Source organism: Mucilaginibacter terrae (genome assembly GCF_031951985.1).
GTDB classification, from domain to species: domain Bacteria; phylum Bacteroidota; class Bacteroidia; order Sphingobacteriales; family Sphingobacteriaceae; genus Mucilaginibacter; species Mucilaginibacter terrae_A.
Genome location: NZ_JAVLVU010000001.1, coordinates 2,007,652 through 2,034,612, shown reverse-complemented (window position 1 = coordinate 2,034,612; position 26,961 = coordinate 2,007,652). Strand labels below are relative to the sequence as shown.

Annotated in this window: 28 protein-coding genes; 11 read left to right on the top strand and 17 right to left on the bottom strand. The window is 42.4% G+C overall.

Annotation, left to right across the window (positions count from 1 at the left end; translation table 11 throughout):
• The first annotated feature begins 591 nt into the window (after positions 1-591).
• From guaB to QE417_RS08270, 8 genes are all read left to right on the top strand, one after another.
• On the top strand, positions 592-2,061 hold the full coding sequence (gene guaB, locus QE417_RS08305) for an IMP dehydrogenase (protein ID WP_311949222.1): 1,470 nt from the start codon (positions 592-594) through the stop codon (positions 2,059-2,061).
• 253 nt (positions 2,062-2,314) lie between these two features.
• Positions 2,315-2,569, top strand: a complete 255-nt coding sequence (locus QE417_RS08300; RefSeq protein ID WP_311949220.1) for a hypothetical protein — start codon at positions 2,315-2,317, stop codon at positions 2,567-2,569.
• 181 nt (positions 2,570-2,750) lie between these two features.
• Positions 2,751-3,257: a GbsR/MarR family transcriptional regulator gene (locus QE417_RS08295; protein ID WP_311949218.1), complete on the top strand. Its 507-nt coding sequence runs from the start codon at positions 2,751-2,753 to the stop codon at positions 3,255-3,257.
• A 74-nt stretch (positions 3,258-3,331) separates the two neighbouring features.
• Entirely contained in the window at positions 3,332-4,153 is an 822-nt protein-coding gene (locus tag QE417_RS08290; protein WP_311949216.1) for a DCC1-like thiol-disulfide oxidoreductase family protein, read from the top strand.
• A 4-nt stretch (positions 4,154-4,157) separates the two neighbouring features.
• Positions 4,158-5,087, top strand: a complete 930-nt coding sequence (locus QE417_RS08285; protein WP_311949214.1) for a TIGR01777 family oxidoreductase — start codon at positions 4,158-4,160, stop codon at positions 5,085-5,087.
• A gap of 21 nt (positions 5,088-5,108) precedes the next feature.
• Positions 5,109-6,059 (top strand): hypothetical protein, encoded by a 951-nt coding sequence (locus QE417_RS08280; RefSeq protein ID WP_311949212.1) that lies wholly within the window; start codon positions 5,109-5,111, stop codon positions 6,057-6,059.
• A gap of 60 nt (positions 6,060-6,119) precedes the next feature.
• Positions 6,120-6,626 carry a signal peptidase II gene (gene lspA / locus QE417_RS08275; protein WP_311949210.1) on the top strand — a complete coding sequence of 169 codons (507 nt, stop codon included), beginning with the start codon at positions 6,120-6,122 and terminating at the stop codon, positions 6,624-6,626.
• A 94-nt stretch (positions 6,627-6,720) separates the two neighbouring features.
• The gene (locus QE417_RS08270; RefSeq protein ID WP_311949208.1) at positions 6,721-7,197 is read left to right on the top strand and encodes an SRPBCC family protein; all 477 of its coding nucleotides are present in this window, start codon (positions 6,721-6,723) and stop codon (positions 7,195-7,197) included.
• Here the strand turns inward: QE417_RS08270 and QE417_RS08265 are convergent.
• A complete protein-coding gene (locus tag QE417_RS08265; protein WP_311949206.1) occupies positions 7,178-7,588 on the bottom strand; it encodes a lysozyme inhibitor LprI family protein in 411 nt (136 codons plus the stop codon). The genes QE417_RS08270 and QE417_RS08265 overlap by 20 nt on opposite strands.
• Positions 7,589-7,654: 66 nt before the next feature.
• On the opposite strand from QE417_RS08265, the gene QE417_RS08260 reads away from it, so the two are divergent.
• On the top strand, positions 7,655-8,146 hold the full coding sequence (locus QE417_RS08260) for a hypothetical protein (protein WP_311949204.1): 492 nt from the start codon (positions 7,655-7,657) through the stop codon (positions 8,144-8,146).
• Positions 8,147-8,210: 64 nt separating this feature from the next.
• Here the strand turns inward: QE417_RS08260 and QE417_RS08255 are convergent, their stop codons facing one another.
• Both QE417_RS08255 and QE417_RS08250 read right to left on the bottom strand, forming a co-directional pair.
• A complete protein-coding gene (locus QE417_RS08255; protein WP_311949202.1) occupies positions 8,211-8,999 on the bottom strand; it encodes a hypothetical protein in 789 nt (262 codons plus the stop codon).
• An 89-nt stretch (positions 9,000-9,088) separates the two neighbouring features.
• The gene (locus QE417_RS08250; protein WP_311949200.1) at positions 9,089-11,401 is read right to left on the bottom strand and encodes a family 20 glycosylhydrolase; all 2,313 of its coding nucleotides are present in this window, start codon (positions 11,399-11,401) and stop codon (positions 9,089-9,091) included.
• Positions 11,402-11,547: 146 nt separating this feature from the next.
• Between QE417_RS08250 and QE417_RS08245 the strand changes: the two genes are divergently transcribed.
• Entirely contained in the window at positions 11,548-12,168 is a 621-nt protein-coding gene (locus tag QE417_RS08245; RefSeq protein ID WP_311949198.1) for a M949_RS01915 family surface polysaccharide biosynthesis protein, read from the top strand.
• Positions 12,169-12,248: 80 nt separating this feature from the next.
• Here the strand turns inward: QE417_RS08245 and trxB are convergent, their stop codons facing one another.
• The 4 genes from trxB to QE417_RS08225 all read right to left on the bottom strand — a co-directional run bounded on the left by trxB (position 12,249) and on the right by QE417_RS08225 (position 16,808).
• Complete coding sequence (trxB, locus tag QE417_RS08240; RefSeq protein WP_311949196.1) at positions 12,249-13,205, bottom strand: thioredoxin-disulfide reductase; 957 nt, start codon at positions 13,203-13,205, stop codon at positions 12,249-12,251.
• A gap of 296 nt (positions 13,206-13,501) precedes the next feature.
• The gene (locus QE417_RS08235; RefSeq protein ID WP_311949194.1) at positions 13,502-14,086 is read right to left on the bottom strand and encodes an LOG family protein; all 585 of its coding nucleotides are present in this window, start codon (positions 14,084-14,086) and stop codon (positions 13,502-13,504) included.
• A gap of 87 nt (positions 14,087-14,173) precedes the next feature.
• Positions 14,174-16,273, bottom strand: a complete 2,100-nt coding sequence (locus tag QE417_RS08230) for a beta-galactosidase (protein WP_311949193.1) — start codon at positions 16,271-16,273, stop codon at positions 14,174-14,176.
• Positions 16,274-16,400: 127 nt separating this feature from the next.
• Complete coding sequence (locus QE417_RS08225) at positions 16,401-16,808, bottom strand: VOC family protein (protein WP_311949190.1); 408 nt, start codon at positions 16,806-16,808, stop codon at positions 16,401-16,403.
• 201 nt (positions 16,809-17,009) lie between these two features.
• Here QE417_RS08225 and QE417_RS08220 point away from each other — a divergent pair, with 201 nt between their 5' ends.
• Positions 17,010-17,771 (top strand): oxygenase MpaB family protein, encoded by a 762-nt coding sequence (locus tag QE417_RS08220; protein WP_311949189.1) that lies wholly within the window; start codon positions 17,010-17,012, stop codon positions 17,769-17,771.
• Positions 17,772-17,822: 51 nt separating this feature from the next.
• Here the strand turns inward: QE417_RS08220 and QE417_RS08215 are convergent, their stop codons facing one another.
• From QE417_RS08215 to nusB, 10 genes are all read right to left on the bottom strand, one after another.
• On the bottom strand, positions 17,823-18,434 hold the full coding sequence (locus QE417_RS08215) for a class I SAM-dependent methyltransferase (protein WP_311949187.1): 612 nt from the start codon (positions 18,432-18,434) through the stop codon (positions 17,823-17,825).
• Positions 18,435-18,438: 4 nt separating this feature from the next.
• Positions 18,439-21,159 carry an Ig-like domain-containing protein gene (locus tag QE417_RS08210; RefSeq protein WP_311949186.1) on the bottom strand — a complete coding sequence of 907 codons (2,721 nt, stop codon included), beginning with the start codon at positions 21,157-21,159 and terminating at the stop codon, positions 18,439-18,441.
• A gap of 476 nt (positions 21,160-21,635) precedes the next feature.
• Positions 21,636-22,085, bottom strand: a complete 450-nt coding sequence (locus QE417_RS08205; RefSeq protein WP_311949184.1) for a MarR family winged helix-turn-helix transcriptional regulator — start codon at positions 22,083-22,085, stop codon at positions 21,636-21,638.
• Positions 22,086-22,120: 35 nt separating this feature from the next.
• Positions 22,121-22,282, bottom strand: coding sequence for a DUF5522 domain-containing protein (locus QE417_RS08200; RefSeq protein ID WP_311949182.1), 162 nt, complete (start codon positions 22,280-22,282; stop codon positions 22,121-22,123).
• Between the two features lie 2 nt (positions 22,283-22,284).
• Positions 22,285-23,223, bottom strand: coding sequence for an exonuclease (locus QE417_RS08195; RefSeq protein WP_311949180.1), 939 nt, complete (start codon positions 23,221-23,223; stop codon positions 22,285-22,287).
• Positions 23,224-23,232: 9 nt separating this feature from the next.
• A complete protein-coding gene (gene coaE, locus QE417_RS08190; protein WP_311949178.1) occupies positions 23,233-23,829 on the bottom strand; it encodes a dephospho-CoA kinase in 597 nt (198 codons plus the stop codon).
• A 2-nt stretch (positions 23,830-23,831) separates the two neighbouring features.
• Positions 23,832-24,776 carry a CdaR family protein gene (locus QE417_RS08185; RefSeq protein WP_311949176.1) on the bottom strand — a complete coding sequence of 315 codons (945 nt, stop codon included), beginning with the start codon at positions 24,774-24,776 and terminating at the stop codon, positions 23,832-23,834.
• Positions 24,777-24,975: 199 nt separating this feature from the next.
• Entirely contained in the window at positions 24,976-25,332 is a 357-nt protein-coding gene (gene yajC, locus QE417_RS08180) for a preprotein translocase subunit YajC (protein WP_311949174.1), read from the bottom strand.
• 22 nt (positions 25,333-25,354) lie between these two features.
• A complete protein-coding gene (locus tag QE417_RS08175) occupies positions 25,355-25,837 on the bottom strand; it encodes a DUF1573 domain-containing protein (protein WP_311949170.1) in 483 nt (160 codons plus the stop codon).
• 5 nt (positions 25,838-25,842) lie between these two features.
• The gene (nusB, locus tag QE417_RS08170; protein ID WP_311949168.1) at positions 25,843-26,790 is read right to left on the bottom strand and encodes a transcription antitermination factor NusB; all 948 of its coding nucleotides are present in this window, start codon (positions 26,788-26,790) and stop codon (positions 25,843-25,845) included.
• Positions 26,791-26,961 lie beyond the last annotated feature (171 nt).

Below are 26,961 nucleotides of genomic sequence, written 5' to 3'. Positions count from 1 at the left end.
CAATCTCTGAACTATGCATCTCCGCTTTGCATTCGCAGAGATTGCTTCGTTTTTCGTAATGACGCGTTTACCTATTATAGTAGAGACACAATACCTTGTGTCTCTTTTTTTATGTCCTTAAGTTATGCTGAACTTGTTTCAGCAACCCACGTATAGGTTAACGCTATGTTTGTCTTGCTGGCTAATTAGCATGTGGGGTGCTGAAATAAATTCAGCATGACGGGTTGGTTAATGCAAATCAGATTCCGACAAATTGCAGTTTGCGTTAGGGATAGAAGTGGAAACCCCGGAACGTAGCATAGCGAAGTGAGGAGTTGGAACGGATAGCCCGGGCCGGAGGCAACGCCCAAATCTTAATTATTAGTTGATTAATTTCCAACCTTAACATCTCCCATGCATTCGCAGAGATTGCTTCGTTCCTCGCAATGACGGGCTTTAATATCATTATAGAGACACAATACCTTGCATCTCTATTTTGTTTATGACACGCCAACGTAAAAACGTACCAAACAAACCCAATTCCGAAATCATACATCTGAAATTCGAAATAAAATGCTACCTTTGCCCGGCAAATAACAATAATTATTTGCCATGCAGCTCGACCCCTCCAAATTTGTAGCCGAAGGTTTAACGTATGACGACGTCCTACTTTTACCGGCATATTCTGAAGTTTTACCGCGCGAAGTTGATACCAGCTCGTACCTCACCAAAAAGATAAAGCTTAATATTCCTGTTGTTTCGGCGGCTATGGATACCGTTACCGAATCGCAATTGGCTATTGCCATTGCCCAGGCCGGTGGTATGGGTATGCTGCACAAAAACATGAGCATTCAAAAGCAGGCCGACGAGGTTCGTAAAGTAAAACGCTCAGAAAGCGGTATGATACAAGACCCGGTTACTTTAGAAGAAACGGCTGTTGTATCCGACGCTATAAAAATTATGCGCGAGTATCGTATTGGCGGTATTCCGGTAGTTGATGCCGATGGTAAACTAAAAGGCATTTTAACCAACCGCGATCTGCGCTTTCAAAAGGAAATGAGCAAACCGGTACGCGAGGTAATGACTACCGAAAACCTTATTACTGCGCCATTAAAAACGAGTTTGGTACAAGCCGAAGAGATTCTGCAAAATCATAAGATCGAAAAACTTCCGGTGGTTGATAATGATGGCCGTTTATGCGGACTCATCACCTTTAAAGATATTCAGAAATTTAAAAATTATCCCATTGCCTGTAAAGACGAGCATGGCCGTTTACGCGTTGGTGCTGCCGTTGGCGTAACCGCCGATACCATGGAGCGTGTTGATGCACTGGTTAAAGCAGGTGTTGATGTTATTGCCATTGATACCGCTCACGGTCACTCCAAAGGTGTAATTAATCAGTTAAAAGAAGTAAAAGCTAAATACCCCGATTTGCAGGTTATTGCCGGTAATATTGCCACAGGTGATGCTGCCCGCGCACTGGCCGAAGCTGGTGCCGATGCCGTTAAAGTAGGTATTGGTCCGGGTAGTATTTGTACCACACGTATTATTGCCGGTGTGGGTGTACCACAGTTATATGCTGTTTACGAGTGTGCCAAGGCTTTAGAGGGTACAGGCGTTCCGGTTATTGCCGATGGTGGTATTAAGCATACGGGCGATATTGCCAAAGCCATTGCGGCAGGTGCAAGCTCGATAATGGCAGGTTCGTTATTTGCCGGTGTTGAAGAATCGCCGGGCGAAACTATTATATACGAAGGCCGTCGTTTTAAATCATACCGTGGTATGGGTTCAATCGAAGCCATGGAATCGGGTTCTAAAGACCGTTACTTCCAGGACGTAGAAGACGATATTAAGAAACTGGTACCCGAAGGTATTGTGGGCCGAGTGCCATTTAAAGGTACACTGGCCGAGGTTACTTACCAGTTTGTGGGCGGACTGAAAGCCAGTATGGGCTACTGCGGCGCTAAAGACATTGCAACTTTACAAAAAGCCCGCTTTGTACGCATCACCGCTGCCGGTATCCGCGAATCGCACCCGCACGATATTACTATAACTAAGGAAGCGCCGAATTATTCGCGATAACCCCCGGCCCTCTGAAGGGGGAGTAGTTATTATGTTAATGAGGTTATTGAGTTATTAGCTCGATAACCTCATTTTGTTTTTAAGATAGATTTAAATGACTTTCATGTAAGCCACAATAGTAATGAGTATTAAGTGTTATGTTAACACTTGTAGTATGAGTTGTAAATTTTAAGTGTTTTGTTAACGTAATAATAACATTGAATTAATTATTGCGTAACATATCTTTGGGGTATATCAGAAGTTCCAATATCTTATGAAAAAAGAAACCACCAAATCATTAGTAAAATCGGCTCGTAAGGCTGCAAAAAAAGATATAGAAGCTACCTTAATTAGCGGCTTGCAGGAAGTAACTGCCAAGCTCAGCCAATCATCAAAAAAACTCGAAAAGCAAATTCAGAAAGGCGCAAAGCAACTGGCTAAAAAATTAGCCCAGGAATTGAAGATAGACAAGTCGGCATTTGCTACACCCGCAGCAAATGAAGAAGTTGCTGTTGCTACAGCAAGCTAAGTTATTATTCTTAAATTTCTGCGCACTAAATGATGTGCAGCCAACATGTAGGTATTCCATTTAAGCAACCTAAATACTGTTTCGGTACTTGAATAGAATACCTTTCCTATTTAGATGTATTTTATAAAAGAAAACTTTCAATAAGTTTTGAAAGTTTAAAAAGTAATTATACCTTTGGTGTATGGAATTAGCAGAAGGCAAACAAAAGTTTATCGAAGCGTGGGGGAAGTTGGGATCAGAGTGGGGGATAAACCGTACCATGGCACAGGTGCATGCGCTGCTGCTAATCTCACCTGTGGCCATGACCACCGAAGAAATTATGGAAGCGTTGAGCATATCGCGTGGCAATGCCAACATGACCCTGCGTGATTTGATAAGCTGGGGCCTCATCGAAAAACAACACAAAGCAGGGGAGCGCAAAGAGTATTTCTTTGCCGAAAAAGATACCTGGGCTATTGCCCGGCAAGTTGCACAAGAGCGCAAAAAACGCGAGCTTGATCCGGTTATTAAAATATTGAATGAGTTATCGACCGTAAAAGGCGACGACAAAGACCCGGAATATAAAACCTTTAAAACATCCATAACCAGCATAAATAAACTGGCGGGCAATGTTAACAAAACTCTCGAAACCATGCTCAAGGCCGAAGAAAGCTGGTTTTGGGGCTCAATTTTTAAGATCTTTAAATAGGTCTTTATTTTTTGAGTTTATATTTCAAAAATTACTGAAAATATAGTATATTTTATATAAATGATTAATAAGCCATGAAAACCCTGCAAAACCACATTATACTTTATGATGCCGAATGCCCCATGTGTAAAGCTTATACCAAAGCATTTACCCAAACCGGCATGCTTGATACCGCTGGCCGAGCCAGTTACCAGGATATGCCTGAGGTGGCCTGCCCGGTGGTTGATCGCCGCAGAGCAGTTAACGAAATTGCACTGGTTAACACCCAAACCGGCGAGGTATTATATGGTGTTGACAGCCTGTTTAAAGTGCTTGGTAATGCATGGCCGGTATTTAAACCACTGTTTGGTTTCGGTCCGTTTGTGTGGTTTATGCGCAAAGTTTACGCTTTTATATCTTACAACCGCCGGGTAATTATCCCGGCAACCCATACCGAAGCAGGTCGCATTCAACCAACCTTTAGGTTAATTTATCGCCTGGCCTATCTTATTTTTAGCTGGTTAGTTGTAGCGCTTATACTAACCCAATACGCAATTAGGTTAGCTCCGCTAGTACCTGTTGGCGGCGCTTACCGCGAGTATTTAATTTGTGGTGGTCAAATATTTTTTCAAGGTGTGATTATTAGCCTGTTTAAACCGGCGAAGCTTTGGGAATACCTGGGTAATATGATGACAATCTCTTTAGCCGGATCTTTATTATTACTACCAGTTTTAGGATTAGCTTTGTTGATGCCCTTATCAGCACTAATGTATACGCTTTGTTTTATGGGGGTAGCCGGTTTAATGTTCTTAGAGCATATCCGTCGCACAAAGTTATTGGGGCTGGGTTGGTTGCTTACCGTTATGTGGATGGTTTACCGCCTCTTAGTTTTAATACTCATTTATTTAACGAATTAAGCTTATGAAAACGTATCACAAAATAGTATTAGCCGGAGGCAATGGCTACCTGGGTGGTGTGCTGGCCGGTTTCTATAAAGATTTAGCCGATGAGGTAATCATCCTGAGCCGCAAACCTGCACCAGCTATTCACAACATTACAACATTGGTTTGGGACGGGCAAACCGAAGGCCACTGGACCGAAGCCCTGAACAATACCGATATGCTGATTAACCTCTGTGGCAAAAATGTAAATTGCCGTTACACGGAAGCAAATAAAGCCGAAATTGTTAGCTCAAGATTAGTACCTACTGCGTTGTTAGGTAAGGTTATCAGGCAGCTCGTAAATCCACCTAAACTATGGATTAACGTAACCTCAGCCACCATCTATCGCCATGCCGAAGACCACGCGCAAGACGAAGCGACCGGCCAGATTGGTTATGGCTTTTCTATTGATGTATGTAAGCAATGGGAACAAGTGTTTTTTGAGGCCGATACCCCATCAACACGTAAAGTGGCTCTACGCATGGGTATTGTTTTAGGCCGGGCAGGGGCCGTATTTCCGCGCCTGCTTAATTTGGTAAAGGCTGGTTTGGGTGGTAAGCAAGGCGATGGCAAACAATACGTAGCCTGGGTACATGAAAATGATGTAGCCAACATAACCCGTTTTGTATACGACCATAATGAACTCGACGGCGTAGTAAACTGCACTGCTCCCGAAGCAGTCCAAAATGCCGATTTGATGCAAACCATCCGCAAAGCTTACGGTATGCCTTTTGGTTTACCTGCTCCACAATGGTTGCTGGAGATTGGCGCGCTCATCATCGGTACCGAAACCGAGCTTATTTTGAAAAGCCGATGGGTAGCACCTAAACGTTTGCTCGATGCAGGTTATCAGTTCAGGTTTAACTGTATTGATCATGCCGTGCACGATATTTTGAGTATTCGTCTATAAATGTAATTAAAACCACTTATCATGAATTTAAATAAGCTTTTTAAGGTTGTAGGCCTACCGCTGCTGTTTGCGTTTGTAATGTACTTCGTGTTTGATGTACGCGACTGGGATTCTGTGTTCAAAATCATGTCGGTAAGCTTCATTTTCCTGGTGCCGTTTGGTATGGGTGCACTTACCGTCTTTTTTTCAAGCATCGAAAATGTTAAGATTTTGTCTTACCGCATATTTATGCCATGGCTGCCCATATTTGGTTTCCTGTTTTTAACGCTTCTTTTTTCGATAGAAGGCTGGGCGTGTTGGTTAATGATCTTACCAATGTTTTTAGCTGCGGCCACGGCAGGTGGTATGCTGGCCGGGCATTACAAATTAAAGCGGTATAATAAGGAGCGCACCTATGTTTCGATATTGGTATTACTGCCACTTATTTTGTCGCCCATAGAGCAATGGATCGGCAGCAAGAACAATGAGTATGAAGCCTACACCTATATTGATTTACATGCAGATAAAGCTAAGATATGGCAAAATGTTACCCGGGTTCGTGCCATCGAAAAGCCGCAGGATAAAGGCTGGCTTACCCGTACATTAGGTTTCCCCCGCCCAATACGTGCCGAACTGAATTATAACGGGGTAGGGGGATACCGCAAAGCCATATTTGATAAGGGCCTGGTATTCCACGAGCAGGTGACCGATTATGAAGATGAACGCCGCATGCGCTTCACCATAAAAGCCAATCCGCACGAAATCCCTTCTACCGCAATGGATGAGCACGTGGTTATTGGCGGCAACTATTTTGATGTAGTTGACGGTACTTACGAGTTACAAAAACTAAACGCTAACACCTATCGCCTGCATTTATACAGCCATTTTAAACTCACAACTACCTTTAACTTTTATGCCTCATGGTGGGCCGGGTGGATTATGAAAGATATACAGAATAACATATTGCAGGTAATTAAAGAGAGGGTTGAATAAGAATGAGTTATAATAACGTAATCAAATTTTAGTTTATAATGAAATCAATATAAGCATATCATGCATAAGGTAAAATTAATTAGAAGTGCAATTATTGCCGCCATCATTTTTATAAACATAGGTTGCGATCAGGTTTCAAAAAACGTTGTACGGCATAATGTTCAATACAATGAGCAAATTTCTTTAATTGATGGTTTTTTCACACTTACCAAAGTAGAAAATACCGGTGCTTTTTTAAGTTTAGGTAACGAACTGCCTCATATTGCCAAAATGATTTTACTTAATATATTTCCATTATTGACCATGCTGGCTGCTATCGTATTTGTTATAAAGTATGCAAAAAAGAGCAAGCTGCTATTGGTAGGTGTATGCTTTATTGTTGGCGGAGGTATAGGTAATTTGTACGATCGGGTTTTGCATGGTTCGGTAACTGATTTTATGCATATGAACTTTGGCATATTTCAAACGGGTGTATTCAACATGGCCGATGTTTCGATAATGATTGGAGCTTTTGTATGCGCTTATTACAGTTACTTTTCGCGTAGTTTTCCTCAGCCAACGTTGTAAAATCAAAAAAAATCTTGTTCAAAAAGCTATCGAAATACATAGCTTGGAATTGCTTTGCCAAAAAACACTATTTAAATTACAGAAAGGGAATAAAATGCCTGTTATCAAACTACAAACCCACATCAATGCATCGGTTGAAGACTGCTTCAATCTATCACGCAATATTGATCTACATCAGCAAAGTATGCAGCAGTTTAATGAACAGGCTGTTGCCGGAATAACCACCGGACAAATTGGTCTGCACGATACCGTTACCTGGAAAGCCCGTCATTTTGGTTTTACTTTTAAAATGACTGTACAAATAACCGAAATGCAAAGCCCATCATTTTTTGTAGATGAAATGGTTAAGGGGCCTTTTACGAGAATGCGGCATTATCATGCGTTTTGGCCGCAGCCCAACGGTACGCTTATGGAAGATGAGTTTGTATACAAATCTCCATTAGGGTGGCTGGGCAAAATAGCCGATAAACTAATTGTTACTAAACACCTGCAACTGCTTTTAGCGCAACGCAATCAAACCATTAAGCTGCTGGCCGAAAGCAATACAGCCGTTATGGCTGTCCAATCTTAATCGACCCGCTGCAAAGATCTCCTTCGGGTATGCCGGTAACCCAGGCTCTGAGGTATTTAGTTCTTTCGCGGGTAATGTTTTCAAGATACATGGATTTGCACATAGGTGTTGCCGAACCCCCGCCGCTTGAAGGAAAACGCGCCGCAAGGTCGGCCGTACGCAGCTTGATCCAGGCGCGTTGGGCAGCTTTCAGATTGCGGATAAATACCGGTTTTGATGAATACTCTTTTATGATTTGCTGGTAAACCGAATTGAGTTCTTTATCAGCCGCTTGATATTGCTTGCTGGCATTTGCATTTAATGTCGACTGTGATTGGGCGTGGGCAATGCCGCTAACTAAACCAAATATTAAAATGACTAGGGCTGATATTTTAAATTTTAAGCAAAGCATAGATTTTTTGATTAGTTGCTATTAAAGTGGTTTAACCTCAAAAATGTTTTAATTAAACCTTTCATCATGAATACTTTCCAACAACATCAGTATTTACGCAATCGCATTAAGGTATATATGTGGATTGTTATTACAGGATTGGCATTAAGCGGAATCACAGCCTTTCCGCTCGAAACCGAATTGCAGTGGCTCTGTCAACACGCATCAGTTTTTCCGGTTGCAATGCAAAACTGGCTCAATACCATTTACCAGGCTATTCATCATACCAATGTGCGTTACCCATACCTGAGTTATGGCACCGATTGGCTTGCCTTTGCCCATATTATGCTGGCCATACTGTTTATTGGGCCGTTGATGGACCCGGTTAAAAATGTATGGGTTATACAGTTTGGGATGATCGCCTGCGTGCTCATCTTCCCGCTGGCTTTTATTGCCGGCCCGGTGAGGCATATTCCATTGTTTTGGCGGTTTATAGATAGTTCTTTCGGCGTATTTGCGTTTATCCCTTTGTGGTTGAGCTATCGCAAAATCAGACTAATAGAAGCCGGAAGAAAATAAAAATAGACACATAAAATGTGTCTATTAAATAATATTTGATTGGCAGGAGGCGTAGCGCAATGTATTATCTATGCCTTCTTCTTTTTTTCGTTTCCTTTTTAGATGAGCTTTTCTTTTTGGTAGATGACGATTTACGGCTTGATGACCTATTAGAGGAAGATGTGCGTTTCTCTTCCCTTGGCTTATCGGCTACAGGAGCAGAGGTGCTACCTGATTGGCTATTAACGGTCGAATCTTTACTGATCTGGTTTGATGATAAGCTGTTGCCCCGTAGGTTATATTCGATCAATCGTTTTTGGATAGGTTTTTTGACCAGTGAATCTTCTTCATTGTACACATCAAACTCGCGCATGAGATTACCGTCTTTGATGAAAAAGTTATCGTTACCCTGGTACCCTTTGCGCTGCGAGCGGGTAAGGCGTGGAAAGTCCAATTTGCGGGCGCGGTCGTTGTTAAATTCATAAGCAAATACCTCGGCATAATGCGAGCTATCCACAGCCTGGGTATGAATAAATATTTCGGGATTACCATCGGTATCCATGTCCGAGTTCAGCACATCCATAATACGGCCATCATAATCGCCGGTGGTTGTAGTATACTTCGCAGCTGCCGAATCGGAGCGTAATATCTGATAAGCACCAACGCTGTCCGTTCCTCGGCCCCAGCCCAATACATCATAATATAAGCCGGGGGCAACCTCAACAGTTTTATGGTACCTGAAAGGAGCCAGTAACTTTGGCGCTGCAGTAGCTACCGGCGCAGCAGCACCTGCAGTTTTATCATCCGATGCAGAACCACATCCGGCCGTAATTGCCGCAAAGCCCAATAGGTATAAGCAATGCTTAATATTCATAATCAGTTCAATAATTTATATCTCTTAGTTTTTAAAAAAAAGTATGCTAAGAAGTCTTAATTCATGGTTCTTGACTCTTGGTTCTATCTTTAGTTCACCATGTTTGCTGCCGAAAATTCGCCTTTAGGCTTGCCCGGCATGGTTAAGTACACACGTAACGTACTAAATGCACCCGCCTCAAAATATTTGAGGGTAAACTTATGCATACCTTTTTGCAGCAACACCTCGCCCGGTTGCTCATAAAGACTGTGTTTGCCGTCATTATCAACCACCATGGTGTCGTCAATATATATCACCGAACCATCATCGCTCTGTGTCGAAAAAATGTATTTGCCATCGGCGTCTACATTAAAATAACCAGTGTAAGTAACGCCAAATGTACGGTTAGCTTTTTTAAAGGCTGCCGTATTGAAGGTTTTGGTGATACCGGTATCTAACACCCGCGCACCATCTAACTGACCTGTTTCGGTAAACGAACCGGCAACCAGTTCATATTTTACGCCGGGTGTAGTACCACTAAAGCTCACCGCCGGCATTGGTGTATGATTGGTTACTACGGTCCGGGTAATTAAACTACGCTTTCCTGTTGGAGTTATAACGATAGTTTTAAGCTCCCGGTATTGGTCGGATGGAATATTGAGCGTAAAGGGGTGGGTGTAAATATCATTGGTTTCGTTAGGATCATAACCATCAATGCTGTAATATATTTTAGCACCATTTACGGGCACTTTTAAATCAACTGTTAACTGCTGGGCATTATAAGCCGTGTCTTTAGCCCCTATAGCAGTTGGTACCCGGTAATTAAATTTATTGGCATCGGCCCAGGCTAAGTGTTTAGGAATACGGGTTTCGGCAAAATCAGTATAGTTTTTGTTGGCTAACGGGGTCCATGCTACTTCAGAGAGTGCCATCATGCGTGGCATGATCATATACTCTACCTTATTTTCGGTAGTGATGTATTCTGTCCAAAGGTTGGCCTGTACGCCCAATACATATTTTTGTTGTGCTGCCGGAATTGCCGACGATTGCGGGTTATAGGCATACGTTTTTGCCAATGGTGCAAAACCGCCTATGCCCAAAGGTTCCAGATCTGAACGAGCTTGTGAATGGTCGAAGTAATAACCGGCACTGCTTGGCGTCATAATTACATTATGGTTTTGTTTAGCTGCGGCAATACCACCGGCCTCGCCTCGCCAGCTCATAACGGTAGCATTAGGTGCCAAACCGCCTTCCAATATCTCATCCCAACCAATAATACTGCGACCTTTGCTGTTCACAAACTTTTCCATACGCTGAATGAAATAACTTTGTAAACCATGCTCATCTTTTAGTTTCAGTCTTTTAATGATGGCCTGTGCCTCTGCCGATGATTTCCAAACTACCTTAGGGGCTTCGTCGCCACCAATGTGAATGTATTTGCTCGGGAACAGGTCGATCACCTCGGTTAACACATCCTGCAAAAAGCCGAATGTTTTTTCGGTAGGGCAAAATATGTTATTAAAAACACCCCAGGTTTCGGCAACTTTATAGTCAAGCTTAGTATCGCAGCTCAACTCGGGGTAAGCTGCCAAAGCCGCCATGGCGTGGCCTGGCATTTCAATTTCGGGTACTACGGTGATGTATTTGCTTTGGGCATAGGCCACCACGTCGCGTATTTGGTCTTGCGTGTAAAAACCGCCGTAAGGCATGCCGTCAAATTGTTGTGGCATACGGTCGTGGTAGTTACCAATAAGGGTTTGCGCACGCTGACTACCTACCGATGTTAAACGTGGATATTTTTTGATCTCGATGCGCCAGCCCTGATCGTCGGTTAAATGCCAGTGAAAAGTATTGAGTTTATACGCGGCCATCAAATCAAGGTAGCGTTTAACAAATTCTACGGTAAAAAAGTGGCGGCAAACATCAAGGTGCATACCCCGGTAACCAAAGCGCGGATAATCTTCAATACGGGCACATGGTATTTTAGCGGTAGCGGCACGCTCTATAGGCAACAACTGAATTAAGCTTTGTACGCCGTAAAACAAGCCTGCACCCTTACCGGCAACCGTTATGCGCTGTGGTTCGATGGTTAAGCGGTAGCCTTCGGCAGGTAAGTTTTCAGTACCTGTTGAGGTAAGCACAATGGCATTGCTAACTGAAATACCTTTGTAGGCCTGCAGTTTATTTTTTAAGGCAAACTTGTTTTGCAGGTAGCTGCTTAAAAACTGTACTGCTTTATTGTTAACAGAATCTGCCTGAATAGAGGTTTCCTGACTTAGTATAAAGGTGCCAACCTGTTTTAGCACACTTACAGGAGCCGGGATAATACCCATATTAGGATCGATATTGGGTGTTTGTGCATTTGCATAGCCGGTGGTTAATAAAGCGGTTAAACAGATGAGTAAACGTTTTTTTGATAGCATATCAGGATTTAATCAGTTTAAACAATAACGAATGGTGAAGTTAAAAGATTTTAATGTTTAGCCATAAAATTACCATGTAAAAATAAAATTACCCGACTAGCCGACATTTTTCGCAACGGTTTGTTATTGGTAAACAACACCATATCATGAAAAAACTCTTATCAGTTTTATTAGCATTTACAGGTTCAATAATGTGCTTAAAAGCACAGGTCACTACTAAACCACTACTACCAAATCAAATACCGGCCACTGCTAAGTATATCGGCAAGGTTGTTAAGGCACTGCAATTGAGCGATGCCAGTGGCACTTACATCACCTTTACCACAGAAACCGGCATTACTGCGGGGAAAGAGGAAGACATGAGGAAAGCTGCCCTTTATGCTTATTGTTATAAAGTTAATGGTAAGTTAACAACAGCAGTATGGCAGGTAAAAGATTTTGTTGATGATTGCCCGGTTGATGTTAAAGCTAATTTTGTGCCCGGCAGCTTCACCGTAACCGATCTGGATAATAATGGTATTGCCGAGATATGGATGTTATACCAAACTGCCTGCCGTGGCGACGTTAGTCCCGACACTATGAAACTCATTATGTACCAAGGAAATAAAAAACATGCCATGCGCGGCACCACCAAAGTAGAAGTATCTGCCAAAAATTATGAGGGCGGCACCTACAACATGGATCAGGCTTTTCAAAAAGTAAAGCCCGTAATTAAACAATATGCTGTTGCCCTTTGGAACAAAAACGTAAAACAAAAGTGGGAATAAACAGAAAGCCACTCTTTTTTGAAGAATGGCTTTCTGCTTTATATCTTAATCTCCTCTCGGGGAGTTTAGTTAGGGGAGATTTACACCAACGCCTCGGCTTCTTTAGCTGCTAAATAACGTTCGGCATCCAAAGCGGCCATACAACCTGTGCCGGCAGCAGTAACAGCCTGGCGGTAAACATTGTCTTGCGCATCGCCACAGCAAAATACGCCTTCAATGTTAGTTTGGGTTGTGCCTGGTTTGGTTAATATGTAGCCGGTTTCGTCCATATCAATAACACCTTTAAAAATATCGGTATTAGGGTGATGACCAATGGCTACAAAGAAACCTGTTACATCCAGTGTTTTTTCTTCGCCGGTTTGGTTATTAACTATGGCTACGCCGTTAACACCGGTTTGGTCGCCCAAAATTTCTTTGGTTTCGGTATTGTATAATATCTCGATGTTAGGTGTGTTTTGCACGCGGGTAACCATGGCTTTAGAGGCACGGAACTCATCGCGGCGAACCAGCATGTATACTTTGCGGCAAAGTTTAGCCAGGTAAGTAGCTTCTTCGGCAGCGGTATCACCGGCACCAACAATGGCAATGTCTTGTCCGCGGAAGAAGAAACCATCACACACAGCACAGGCTGATACACCAAAGCCATTAAATTTCTGCTCAGATTCCAAACCTAACCATTTGGCCGATGCGCCGGTTGAAATGATCACGGTATCGGCAGTGATGGTTTTCACTTCATCAACCACCACTTTATGCGGATGCCTCGAAAAGTCAACCGAGCTAACGTATCCAAAGCGGATGTCTGTACCAAAACGTTCGGCCTGTTTGCGGAAATCTTCCATCATTTCAGGGCCCATAATGCCGTTAGGATAACCCGGAAAGTTTTCTACGTCGGTAGTTTGGGTTAACTGGCCGCCGGCTAACATGCCAGTGTATAAAACGGGTTTTAAATCGGCACGGGCTGCATAAATTGCGGCGGTATAACCGGCAGGGCCCGAGCCAATGATAAGACATTTAACGTGTTCGGTATCTTGAGACATCAGCGTAATAATTAATTCACAAAATTAAGCTTTTAAAGCCAGAACGCCAACGCCGTACCGTCAATTAGGTATCAATCTTTTATGAGAAAGTGATTATAATAGTCGTTTAACTTAAATACTAAAACAACCGGCGAAAGAATTACGTACACAGGCATACTTACGGGTTGTAAGTATGAAGGAAAGATACAGGAGCGGCTATGATCATCATGACAATAATTTATTTGTGCAAACGATACAATGTAGCCGCGTGGCTTAAAAAGCAAACGGCAACTACTTAATAGCTGCCGTTCATTTTTTTATGTAAGGTTACGATCTTTAAACCACACATCATCGGGTGTTGCCTTAAAGTTGGTCATGAGGTCAACCAGTTCAATAGGATTAGTTGATGTTAGCACCAACTCACGGTTGGCGGGTTTTAAAAACTTCTGCTCAACCATTACATCCATTTGTTGTAGTAACAGATCGTAAAAGCCGTTGATATTTAAAATGCCTATGGGTTTTTGATGCAGGCCTAACTGCAGCCAGGTTAACACCTCAAAAAACTCTTCGAGCGTACCAAATCCACCGGGCAACATTATAAAACCATCGCATAGGGTAGCCATCAGTTGTTTACGCTGATGCATGTTTTCTACCACGTGTAATTCGGTTAAACCAGTGTGCCCAACCTCTTTAGCCATTAAAAATTCAGGGATAACACCCATAGCGCTTCCGCCTTTTTGCAGTACGGCATCCGCTATCATACCCATAACGCCTACACGCCCTCCGCCAAATACCAATGATATATTACGGCTAACCATTACATCGGCCAGCAGGTCAACAGCTTCGGTCAATTTAGGGTCGCCGTTAAAGTTGGCACCGCAGAATATGGCAAGAGATTTCATTTGTGAGTTGATTTGTGAGTAGTTGATTAGTTAAGTGGTTTTTGTGGCAAAGTTATCATAATACCTAATAATCGTTTCAAAATTGCACTATTCCTTCCAAACTATAACCCCGGCAGTTTTTAATGATTTGTCGCCTACTAAAACCTGTGCTTTGGCTGGTAATTGCACATTATAGGGTTTGTCCGAATAATTTACACCCACCCAAAAGCCGTCGCGCCACTCAAGTATCACGCCTTCGGGCAGGTTTTTAACCGGGATGTTAGCTTGCTGGTACACGCGTTGCAATACCGCTTTTTCTAAAGAGCCATCGTCACTGTCGGGCCCAACAAAGGTAACGGTGCCCTTGCCCAGCTTGCGCGATATAACCGCTGCTTTGCCGGCGTAAAACTGGTTGGTGTAAGTGCCCCAAATTTGTGTATCGGAGTTGGGTTCAACAATATCAGCCCAGTTGTTCCATGCAAAAGTTTGGTTGTTCATGAGCACGGTGCCTTTAACGGTATCGGGCATCAAATCATAAAACGGAATTTTTGCACCTATGAGGTTGTGGATAGGCTCGGCCCATTTCATTTCCCAAAGCTTGCCATCGCGGTCTTTTTGTCCTGTGCGACTGGTTAAAATCAGGTTGCCCCCTTTTTCTGCATATTGCTTCCAGCGTTCAACCAGTTTGGCATCCAGCAGTTGGTAAGCTGGTGCAATAAGCACGGGGTACTTCGAAAAATCTTTATCCTCGGTTATTACATCAACAGGTGCATTCAATTGTTTAAGACTGCCGTAGTAACGGATGAGGTGTTGCAGGTAGTCCCATTGGTAAGTTTGCGGCTGGTTATCTTGTTCCCAGCGGTTATCGGGGCTATATAACACGGCTGCCTGGCGTGCGGCATAATCGGCAGGTATTTTGGCGTTCGGGTCGTAATACTTTTTAATGCCGTTGAGTTCTTTGATAACATTAGTATACTCGATACCGCTGGTGCTTAAGTTAACCCCGTCGGTGCTGATAATACCGTAATGGTATTGCTCGCCGCCGGTTAAAGGCTGTTTAAAGCGATAGTTACATACAAACTTGTTGCCGCCTGCAAACGCATGCCATATCCACATGCGTACGGTGCCCGGTATAGGTTGCGGGTTAAATTTACCCCAGTTTACCTGCCCGGGTTGCAGTTCCATAACACCGGTGGTGCCGTTTATACTGCGGAACAGGTCATTGGCAAATGCAATACTCGTGGGCGAGCCCATCCTGAATCCCTGTGTGCCCAGGCCTTTATCGTAGCCGGCAACCAGGTATTTGGTATAGGTCACAAAATCGAGGTTGGTCATGCGGGTTGGGTCAACCGGGGCATGCTCGGGCATCAGGTTGGTGGTTATCCACTGATTGGCCGGGATGTGCTTGCGTAGTATTTTATACTGCATACCTAAAAAGTCGGTCACTTCATCGGCACTAAATCTCCTGAAATCGAGTACTGCATGCGGGTTAGGCTGGGCAATGAGCTCTTTGGCATTGGGTGTACGCACCTGGTCAAAGCTGCCATACCGGATACTCCAAAAGGCTGTTCCCCAGGTTTTGTTGAGCGAATCGATAGCCTTATACTTATTCTTTAACCATGTTTGAAAGCTTTTTTGCGCTGCCGGGCTATAATCATACTGCCCGTAGTGCGATGGCTCGTTATCTAACTGCCAGCCCCAAATGCGCCTATCGTTAGCGTAGTGTTTGGCTATGGCTTCAACCATCTTGCTCACATATTCCCTGTATACCGGGCTCGACCATGATATTTGCTGCCTCGATCCATGCTGCATGGTGGTGCCGTTTTCGTTCACCATCATTATCTCGGGGTGCTTTTGAGCCAGCCAAACCGGTGGGGTAGGGCTGGAGGTACACATAATTACCTTGATGCCGTTTTTGTGGGCCAGTTCAACGGCTTCGTCTAACCAGGCAAAATCAAACTTACCTTCTTCGGGTTCAATATATGCCCAGGCAAACTCACCGTAATGGGTAAAATCAAAACCCAGTTCGCCCATTTTTTTAAGATCGCGTTCCCAATAGGCATGTGGCCACTGCTCGGGGTAATAGTACGAGCCAATGGTCATTAAATCTTTTTTGGGGAAAAATTTATCTGTGCTTTGAGCTTGTGTTGCGGTTATGGTAAGGCTTAGCAATACCCCGGTAATTATTGATTTACAGTTGAATGCCATGAAGGTTATAATTGGTGCTGGCTAATGTAAGATTTATTTCAATAGATAGCACTCATGCGCTATCCTGTGAAAGTACAAAGACATCCTGATTTCAGAATACCTTTTAATTTACATTAAAGCCAAAGAATTACTTCTGTGGCATAGCTGCCATATCCATATAAGTATACTCCCAGGCATGACCATCAAGGTCAAGAAAACCGTGGTTGTACATAAAACCGTAATCTTGTACTTCTGATGATATGGTACCCCCGGCTTCAACGGCTTTAGCCACTATGCTGTCTACATCGGCACGGTTCTCAACCGACAGGCAAATGATAGACTCGTTAACTTGCGAAGTATCTGCTATTCCCTTTTTGGTAAAACTCATAAAAAATGGCTCAGTTAGCAGCATCACGTAAATGGTATCGCTGATGATCATACAGGTTGCTTTTTCATCTGTAAACTGTGGGTTAAAGGTATAGCCCAGTTTAGTGAAAAACGCGATTGATTGGTTAAGATCTTTAACCGGAAGGTTTACAAAAATTTGAGTTGCCATAATATTTGTGTTTTTAAGTGATTAGGATACAAAGGTATAGTGCCTTCGGTCAAACTGTGCTGTGCATAACCGACAAATAAAGGGGCTATTGCGACATACATTCTACCAAGCTGAAAATAATTAGAAATGGAATACTGAACATTCAATTAATTCAATTAATTACATTTACTTTGTATTTGAAAGTTCTTTTTTAAAATTGATATGCAGTATTTTGTAAACCAACACTCGATAGTACGGCAGATATGGGGCAAGGCCGATACCGTATTATTTATGTTTGCCGGGGCCGCAGCTGAGTTTGCCCTTAACAAGGCGGTAGACTGGCTGTACTTTACCGGCCGCCTGCCTGCCGATCCGCTCGGCCGCTTATTTTCCACGGTAGAATATTCAAGGCAGATCCTGTTTTCGGAATATGATGATGCCTTACGTGCCATCGACAAAATTACCGCCATTCATAAAGGCGTTGAACAGGCAAGGAGCCAGCAAATACCCCAGTGGGCTTACCGCGATGTGCTGTATTTGTTAATTGATTATTCGGTACGTTCGTTTGAGCTGCTGGAACGCAAACTAACCAATGCCGAAAAGAATGAACTGTATGATGTGTTTTACCGCTTAGGCAAACGAATGCAAATTGATGATTTACCTGATACCTATACCGCTTGGTTAAAAGTACGTGAGGAACATCTGCAGCAAAACCTCATCAGCAGTAAGTTTACGCTCGATTTGTACAGGCAATACCGCAAACATTTGGGTTTGGGCCGGTACCTGTTATTAAAGCAGGTGCAGGTAATGTTGATACCTAATAGGGTGAGGGAGTTATTGCAATTTAAACAAGTTGCCGTATTAAAACCTGTGTTATGCTTGTACAAAATGAGCAGGCTTTTTAAACTCGATTGGCTGTTGAAAGAAGCAATTTTACCGGCACAGTATAAGGTACAAATACAGAGTATAGATGACCAAGGTTAATAACTAAGAAGTTAAAGTCATTTGAATATAGAAATGTAATTGATGCTTAGTTTATAACTTTTGCAAACACCAGGTAGTCATACAACGCAGGTTTTGCACGTTGGTAGTTTTAATAGGTTCGTGCAAATAGCCACCAAGATCCATGGTGTAGGCAAGCAATTTATCTTCATTTACAAGGTACCGTTCGGAGCCATCGGGCAGCAGGTAGCGGCCATTGCCCATGTGTTTTACCAATGGCTCAATACCAATGTCGGATGCCAGGCGTATAAACAAATATCCACCATGTTTAAGTACCCGCCACATGGAGCGTAGCATGGCATCAAAATGTTCGTGGTTTTTGGCAAAGTGTAATACAGCGCTGCTAATTACGAGGTCGAACATGCCATCGGCATAAGGCAGGCTTTCGGCGGTGGCTACGGTAAAGTTTGCTGAACTGTTATCAGGAGCCAGTTTCAACGATAATTCTTTTACCGCTTGTACAGCTTCTGCATTAGGGTCAATACCGTAAACTTCATACCCGTTTTGTAAAAACCAAACGAGATTGCGGCCCCCGCCGCAACCTGCATCTAATATTTTGCGGCAGGTATCATACCTGCCTTTTAGCAACTGGTCGAAAAGATAAATATCAATATTGCCATAAAGCTGTTGCAGGTTGTTTACCATCAGCTTATTGTACTTTATAGCGGTAAATGAAACGGCCTATGTTGCCGTCCTTATCCCAGCCCTCAATCACTGCGCGATAGCTGCCTTTGCCATCGGCATTGTAAAACTCAACCGAGGTAGCACCGGTAGCTTTTTCGGTAACTACACGCGGGTTCCAGTAAATAGTACTGCGCAAATCCATGCCAATAGGTTTAGGAACATCATATACAGGCATATAAAACTCTTTGCCAATATCATAACCTTTAGGCGTAAGGTTTGCCGTATTGGGTTGTGGTATAAGTTCCTGTAATTCCTGCAAGCTTATTTTGGTGCCCTTAGGAGGCGTTTTGGTATTAATAACTATCACCCCATTAGTTTGATTGGCATTGTTGATCAAACCTAAATCATCTCTCAAAAATATTTCTACCGACTCAACATCAGATGATTGCAGGCTTGCCAAATAATTTACATCCACAGGCATGCCCCGCACGTAAACCGCCATTGGTACGCGGCGCCCGGCATTATAATCACGCGAAACGTAAAAGGCGTTGGTTCCGGTATCAAATGTTACACCCATCAATGTTCCTTGCATACAAGTGAGTAACATAGGGCAGATGAAGCGGTCGCCAGTCATCAGATGATCGGGAATACTGCTTAAACCGGTAAGTGCCGGATAAGCAGTGTGGTTAATTTTAGGGGTTTTAGGAGCACGCACAATAACCTCTTTAAGTATGTGCATACTGTTAAACTGTTTTTTGCTGTTGAGTAAATATGGGCGCAGGGTGCTATCAATATTAGCTACATCATCGGGGTGTAACTGGTTTTTAACAATAGCCGGGTATGTTTCATAATCCAACATGAGCATGAGGTTTTTGCCGTTGTAATTATTTTTTGCCGTAGCAATAACCTTCATCGAATCGGGAAAGGCCAGGTCTTTAAACCTGAAATGTCCTTCAGGATCGCTCACTGCATTAGCCGAAAAATATTTATCGGGGATAAGCAAACGTACGTTTCCACCTTTAAAAGGCATACCTGTTGTGGTACGCAATGTTCCCGATATTTCTATGCCTTGTTCGGGTAAGTAGGTTACGGGTTGCAAATTGCCGGTCATAACATTGGTGTAGCTAAATTTGCGGTATCCTTGGGTAAGCATCAGCACATCAAGGTCGGCAGCGGTTTTATCGTTGATATGGGCAAAATAGTAATTGGGTTTTTCAACGTAACCTTTTAAATCAGATGTAAGCAAAAGGCTTGACAGGATAGTTACTTCGGCATCTTCATCAACAGGCACCTTGCTTTCATCAATTACCGCAACCGAAAAGTGCCCATCAACAGGGGCGGTTTTGTTTTTGGCAGTAACGTTGAGTTTTACTTTTTGCCTTACGCCATATATTGGTTTGTCGCTGGTTAAACCAATATTCAGTTGATCGTTGTGCTGAACAAAAACAATGCGCTCACTTAAAGGTACACCACCTGTGGTAAGTACTGTAAATTGAATTACCCCGGTAGGGAATTTACTGGATGGAATATTTGCCGAAAATACCTGTTCTTTAAGAGCTGTTTGTGCCGCAAAACAAACAGTATTGGCACACTGCCCTATGATGTAAAAAAACTTGCCTTTATTGGCCTCAAAAAAAGCTGGACTGGCCAACAGTTTTAACGACAGATTTTGTGGATCGGTATTGCTGATGCTGATATTAAAACCTGTTGCCTGTACTTTGGGTAGATCATAAGTGCCTTTGGTACCGTTGGCAAAAGTTATGTTGGCCTTGTAGCTTTTACCCGTTTCGGGCAATAATACAAAGCTGCCCATGCCGGCATGCTGCGAACTGATATTGGCAACAACCGCACCCGAATTATCATTAATAGTACCGGTGAAATTTATACCCAAACCACTTGAAGCAACTGCTTTTACCCCCACACGCAAACGGGCACCGCTAATCAACTCACCACCCTCGGGAAAGAATTGTACATCGGTATTGCCCAGCACTGATTTTAGTGGAAAGCTACGGCCGGCTTTTTTACCACTGCCCAAATCAATAAAAGCGGTAATGGCTACACCTGTAAGGTCGGCTTGCTTGCTGTTGGTAAAGCTTACGGTTAGCGCACCGTTTTGGTCGGTATTGCCTTTGCCTTTTGCTATATCATCAACATTACTGCTTACTTCCCAGGTTACTTTTTTACCAACCTGCGGGTTGCCATCAGTATCTTTAAACACAATGCGCGATGTTATTTGCAATGATTTATCGGCACCGGTTTTGGTTGTAGTTATATAGGTATTAATTTGTTTATCTATAGCGTTGCCAACAGGCAGTGTTTTTTTGAAAAATAGATCTTCGTCAAAATTAGCCATCCATTTGCTGTAAGCGCGTATGTGATAGTTATCTTGCCGGTAAGTTAGCTCGGGCAGCGGAATACTCCCGTAAGCCATGCCATTACGAACAGGTAGTTTTAAGAGCCGTACCAATGAATCTCGACTATTCATCAGCTCCACATAAACTACTTTGCTAAGTTGCGATGGTTGCTTAAAATTATCAGTTAAATAAGCCTTAAAAAAAACAGTATCGTCTACCGCGTAATAAGGTTTATCAAAATGCAGGTATAGTTTTTCGATGGGGCGGGCTGCTGCAACCTTACCGGCTCTTTCTAAAATAGTATTAAGGCTAACGCTATCGCGCTGCTGGGCAAAAGCCGCCAAACTACACGTAGTAAATAATATCAGGATTAAAGCGTAACGGTTTATCATCAAATTACTCCAAAGTATATGGTGGTAAATATACTATGCTAAACATTTGATGCCATAGATAATGGATAAAGTTTAACATATTTTTACATTAAACCCTGAAATGGAAAGTTTATTGTTGATGTAATAAGCTCGTTACTTATGACGATGCGCTACTATGTTGATTAGTTGTTTGTGCATTGTTTAAGGTTTTTTCGCGCACATAAAAGTTTTTTAAACAAGCATAACAGGCGTATCTGCGCAACGGCAGCAGAAAGTTGAACATTTTTACCAAACGGGTACGGGGTATGCGATATACATCTTCGTTTCCGCAATGGGGGCAATTTATATATGCGGTTTCGTACATAGTTAAATAAAAAGTTAAAAACGCTGTAAAGTTACACGACAAATAATTTCGCTACATTAAAATGGGATTAGAATAAAAATTAAATACTTGGTTTAACAGATGTAGTTGAATACTTAGTCAAAAGCAATGTCAATTACCCCCGCATTTTATCCAGCAAATTGCTCAGTTGCCCGGCTTCTTCTTCGGTAAGGTTGTGCTTGAACAGGTCGGCTGTTTTAAATTCCTCATCTATTTTGCTTAAAATATCAAGGCCCTTTTCGGTAATATGAATATCTACCGCGCGGCGGTCAACGTTGTTGATACAGCGAGATACCAATTCCTTTTGTATCAAACGATCAACTATACGCGATGCATCCGACATTTTATCGAGCATGCGCTCTTTGATGAGGTTTATGGTGGCTGCATTTGGTTGCTGGCCACGTAAAATACGTAGTACGTTAAATTGCTGACTGGTTAGGTTATATTTTTCGAAAGCTAAACGTAACAGGTTACTCATCCAACTGTAGCTGTATGATATATTGATAACCATTTTATGATAGTTATCCTCAAATTTGCTGCTCTGTATTTCGTCTTCTATTTTCATTTACAATTACAATTATAATAAATAAGGTAATACATTTATTTATTTTTAATTTGTTTTGACTTTTTAGTTTGACGCTTTTGCCAGGGGCAATGCAGGCAGTTGTTTTTACAGCAATTACCTCTTTTTAAATGATATTGCCTTGTAAATACCCAATTGCCATCCTCGTTAATATAATAATCAACACCCTCAACAAACATGTTTAAACGAGCGCTTGGGTAATTAAGTTATCGCCAAAATGTTTTTTTAAATGCGAGCCATCTCCGTGCAAGGTCCATAATTGCTGAGGTGCAACCTGTTCCACCGTTTGCAGCACATCGTTCCAATCGGCATGGTCTGATATGTATAAAGTGTCTTTTTCGTTCACCTGCAGGTTTTTCCATCCCGAAGCAAAAAGGCGGGTTACACCCGTAGCGCGGTAATAGCTGTCAAATGTAAAGGGAGGTACAATGTATACATACTCGTCCTGATTTTTCATCAGTTTACGGTTATACAATTGGTAATTGCCTAAGTTTATGCCATGTTTCTCGTAAATAGCATTAAGCGGTGCAATGCGGAAGTGTACCAATACTTTTTTATGAGGAACATGATCATTTATGAGCCTGATTATGCGCTGCGCTTTGCCTAATCCGTAAGCTCCTAACAAAATGTTAGTTTTTATATGGTTGAGCTTGCCTATTTCTTCGGTAGGGTTAGGGTGGATGGTATTTGGATTTGCAAACGTGCTTTCTGTAATCAGTACATCTGCTTTTACAAATTCCAATGGTTGGCAGGTAGGATTTGGTTGCAGTTTATAATCACCGGTATACAGGTAAGTTACCCCCCGGTATTCCATCAGCACCTGTGCCGACCCCAGTATATGCCCCGCCGAAATAAAGCTGATGTTTACCCCGCCAATATTAAAAGTTTGGTGATAACTATAAAGATTAAAGTTCTTCCCCGCATTTTTTGCATAGCGCAGTTTCATAAAATCGGCGGTGGGGGCGGTGCAGTAAACGTTATGGTTGCCGGGTACGGCGTGGTCGCCATGGGCGTGGCTAATTACGGCGTGCTCTGCAGATTGCTTCGGATCTAAATAAAAATCACCGTATCGGCAATACAATCCGTTGGCATCAAATGCTACAAAATCATCTAAAATCATATGGGCTTTTTACGCTGTTGCCTGTTTGATGAGTTGCTCATGCAGCAACAGTATTTGGGGGATAACCAGTTCTGAGTTATCGTTTTTAATTATAATATTGGTTAGCTTTTCTTTTTCTTCCTGCGGCATTTGTTTGGCATTGCGGCTTTCGGCTTCGGCCTGGGTAATGCCATCGCGCTGCATAACCCGTTGTAAGCGCATGGGGGCAGGGGCTGTTATCAGTATGGTGTAATCGCAATCTTTATACGAGCCGCTTTCAAATAAAATGGCGGCTTCTTTCATTACATAAGGTGCGTAAGGGTGTTGTTCTACCCAGGCATCAAACGCCCTGAAAACGGCCGGATGTACTAATGAGTTAAGGGTTGTCAATTGGGTAGCATTACTAAAAACGATGGCGCCAATGTGTTTGCGGTTAAGCGAGCCATCGGCAAAATAAGCTTCGTTGCCAAAATGTTTTTTAATGCCCTTTACAAGCTGAGCATCGTTTACCATCACATTTTTAGCTTCATCATCTGAGTAAAAAACGGGTATGCCCAGTAATTCAAACATATGGCTTATCGTTGTTTTGCCGCTGCCAATATTCCCGGTTATACCAATTTTGAGCATATTTACTTTCTAACTAAAAAATCAACATTACGGGGGGCGGTTTTTACAATACGGCAATAAGCGGGTATGCGGGTTATATTAACGGGCAGTACGCTATACCCTTGCTCCCAAAGACTAAAATCGGCGGTGGCTTCAAAAAAATCTTCGTCAACCTCGGTGTATCTGCTTAGGGGTACCGTAAAGGTAATACTAACATATTGCGGAATAACCTTTACATTATAATAATGCGGGTTATTGATGAGCTTAACTGGTATGCGTAACGTTTTTTCTGTAAACTCCTCAACAGGTATACGCAATTGTACACTTTTAGGATAAATACTGATGTTGCCTTCTTTAGCAGGTTGCAGGGGCAAAGTAGTACTAACCACATCGTTTACATTGGTAAGCCTCAGTGTATCAGTTTTCCAGGTTTTAATGTTTTGAATTACATTGCCGGGGCCATTTATGGTAATATATGATGGTTTAACCTGTATTTTTCCCGATTCTTCGTATTGCTGCTGGTATTTAATATCCAACACCGGTTCAACCTTTACTTTTTTAACTACCCGGTTGGTAAAATCAAAGTACAGGGTGTCGGGAGTAAAGGCTACTATGCGATGCTTTGCATCAGTAGTTTTATTAAGTTGTGCTATTTGGGTATTTAATGCTATGTAATTACTGTGCTCCAGCGTATGCAAATCAACAGTAATGGGCGTATTGTAAGTATTTACTTTCGAAAACAGCATTTGCCAGCCGGTTCCAAGCATGGTAACTTCAACCGAATCGGACTGTAAGGCTTTAAAAGCGCGGCGCTGAGGTGCATTTTTAAAGTTTATAACTTGTTTAATTGTAAAGTGGTAAGCGCCCGATAAAGTTGTAAGTACCCAGGCCGCCATAGCCAGTAAGAGGCAAGTAATAAATACCTGCAAGCGCCTGCGTTCTGATACGGATAATTTAATGATGGGCATGCGTTACATACTTTACTTTTTCCCATAATGCCATTTCGGGTGGTAACAAGAAATCTTTTCAAGGCGATAAGCTTGTCCGCTTCGAAAAGTTCTCTCACTATCGTTCGAGATGACAAGGTTAACAGGGACAGACGTATAAAAGTAAAATGCCGTTCCCTTTATTGCAAAAAAGAAACGGCATTTTATGTGTAATGTTTAATTAAGCGTTGGCTTCTTTCTCAGTAGCTTCTTTCACTTTGCTCTCTTTTTCTTTAGCCGGAGCATTTAAGGCTTTTGATGCCTCCAATGATATTGCCGACTTATCGAAGCGGATTTTACCGTTTTCAACCTCTACCAAAAAAGTAGTATCGTTTAGATCAATAATGCGGCCATGTATACCTGAGGTAGTTACCACACGGTCGCCTTTTTTAAGCTCTTCAACGTATTTTTTCTGATCTTTTTGTTTCTTCATTTGCGGGCGGATCATGAAAAAGTAGAATACTACTATAATGGCTATCATTGGTAAAAAACCGCCAATGCCACCGCCGCCTAATTGTAATAAAATTGATGCTAACATTTATGTATCTCTAAAAAGTAATTTATTTCTTTTTGGCAGTACCAGCCGGCTTTTCGTCGGTTAATACTTCGCCGGTTAAGTGTACGCGGTTTTCGGCCGGTACGGTATTGCCTATTACAGTAACAATTTTGTCTTGCAAACCGCTTTTGCCGGCACTGTCAAAAGTAACTTTAATTATGCTGCTTTTGCCAGGAGCAATAGGCTCCTTGTCAAATTCGGGCGTGGTACAGCCGCAGGTGGCATAGGCATCTTTAATAATCAAGGGCGATTTGCCGGTATTTACATATTTAAACTCATATGTCACCTTTTCGCCCTTTTTAATTTTGCCAAAGTCGTGCGTTTCGGTTTCAAACTTCATTACCGCGGCATCGGCTGCGTTAACAATTGGGGCAGCGGCACCAGCAGTAGCTGCAGTGCTATCGGCAGTTTGAGTTTGGGTATTAGCCTGGTTACAGGCAGTTAAAGCTGCGGCTAAAAATAAACCTAAGGTAAGTTGCTTTATCATTTGTCTTATTCAATAAGTCCGCGGCCGGTTTTACGTACGCGGTTTTGTTCTTTAAGTTCAAATAAAATTTTATCTAATATACCGTTTATAAACGAATTGCTTTTTGGCGTACTAAACTCTTTAGCTATCTCCAGGTACTCGTTTATAGTAACCTTAACCGGTACCGATTTAAAGTTGATAAACTCGGTAATAGCCATCTTCATCAGCAGGGTATCCATCATGGCAATGCGCTCGGGCTCCCAGTTCTGGGTTTTTTGGCCAATCATTTCCTGGTATTCGGCATCATAACGCGCGGCCAGTTCAAACAGTTCAACAATAAAGGCTTCGTCTTCGGCCCAGTTGCCGGTAACATCGGCCAGCTTGTTTTGCTTGTAATCGTCAAAAGAGAAGTTTTTGAACGTTTTGGCGATCATCGCCTGCAAAACATCTTTATCAACCGGCCAGGCAATAAATTTATCTTCAAAAACCTGCTCGGCTAATTGCGATTTAAGGATCACTTTTTTGAAGATGAATTTAATGATGTCTTTATCGCTTTGCAGCGTATCATCGGTTTTTTGCAGATATGCTTTGTAATCTTCTGAATTTTTCAGTGCGATGAACAGCGATTTAGCCAGTTCGGGCTCAAAATCCCACGATACTTTGTATTTTTTGATGGCCGCTAAATAATCTTTATTTGCGTGCAGAGATGCAATGAAGCGGTTTTCGAGAATTTTAAGATTTGGATTAAGGTCTTCGGCAGTAGGGAGGTGCTTGTTAGCACGTTCCTGGGCATCGTTGGCAGCGTATTGTATCACTTCATCAACCAAAGAAAGCATCCAGATATACATTTCAAACACCTTGTCGATGTTTTGTAACAACAGTTTTTCGTGCTGTTTTTTGTCTTTTGGTTCAGATTGATGATAAGCGTATAGCGCTTGTAAAACTTTAACCCTAAGGTGCCTTCTGTTTAACATGGGTAAGAACGGTTTTGTACTTCTTTAAAATGTTTAGTTACGGTTGAATTAAGTTAAGCAGTTGAGCGGTTATTTTGTTGCAATAAAATGCAAAAACTTAACGCCCGTGTACTGCTTTTATTGCTTTAATAAACCAGTGAACCAATGTTGGTGCAAAAGTAGGGATTTTTT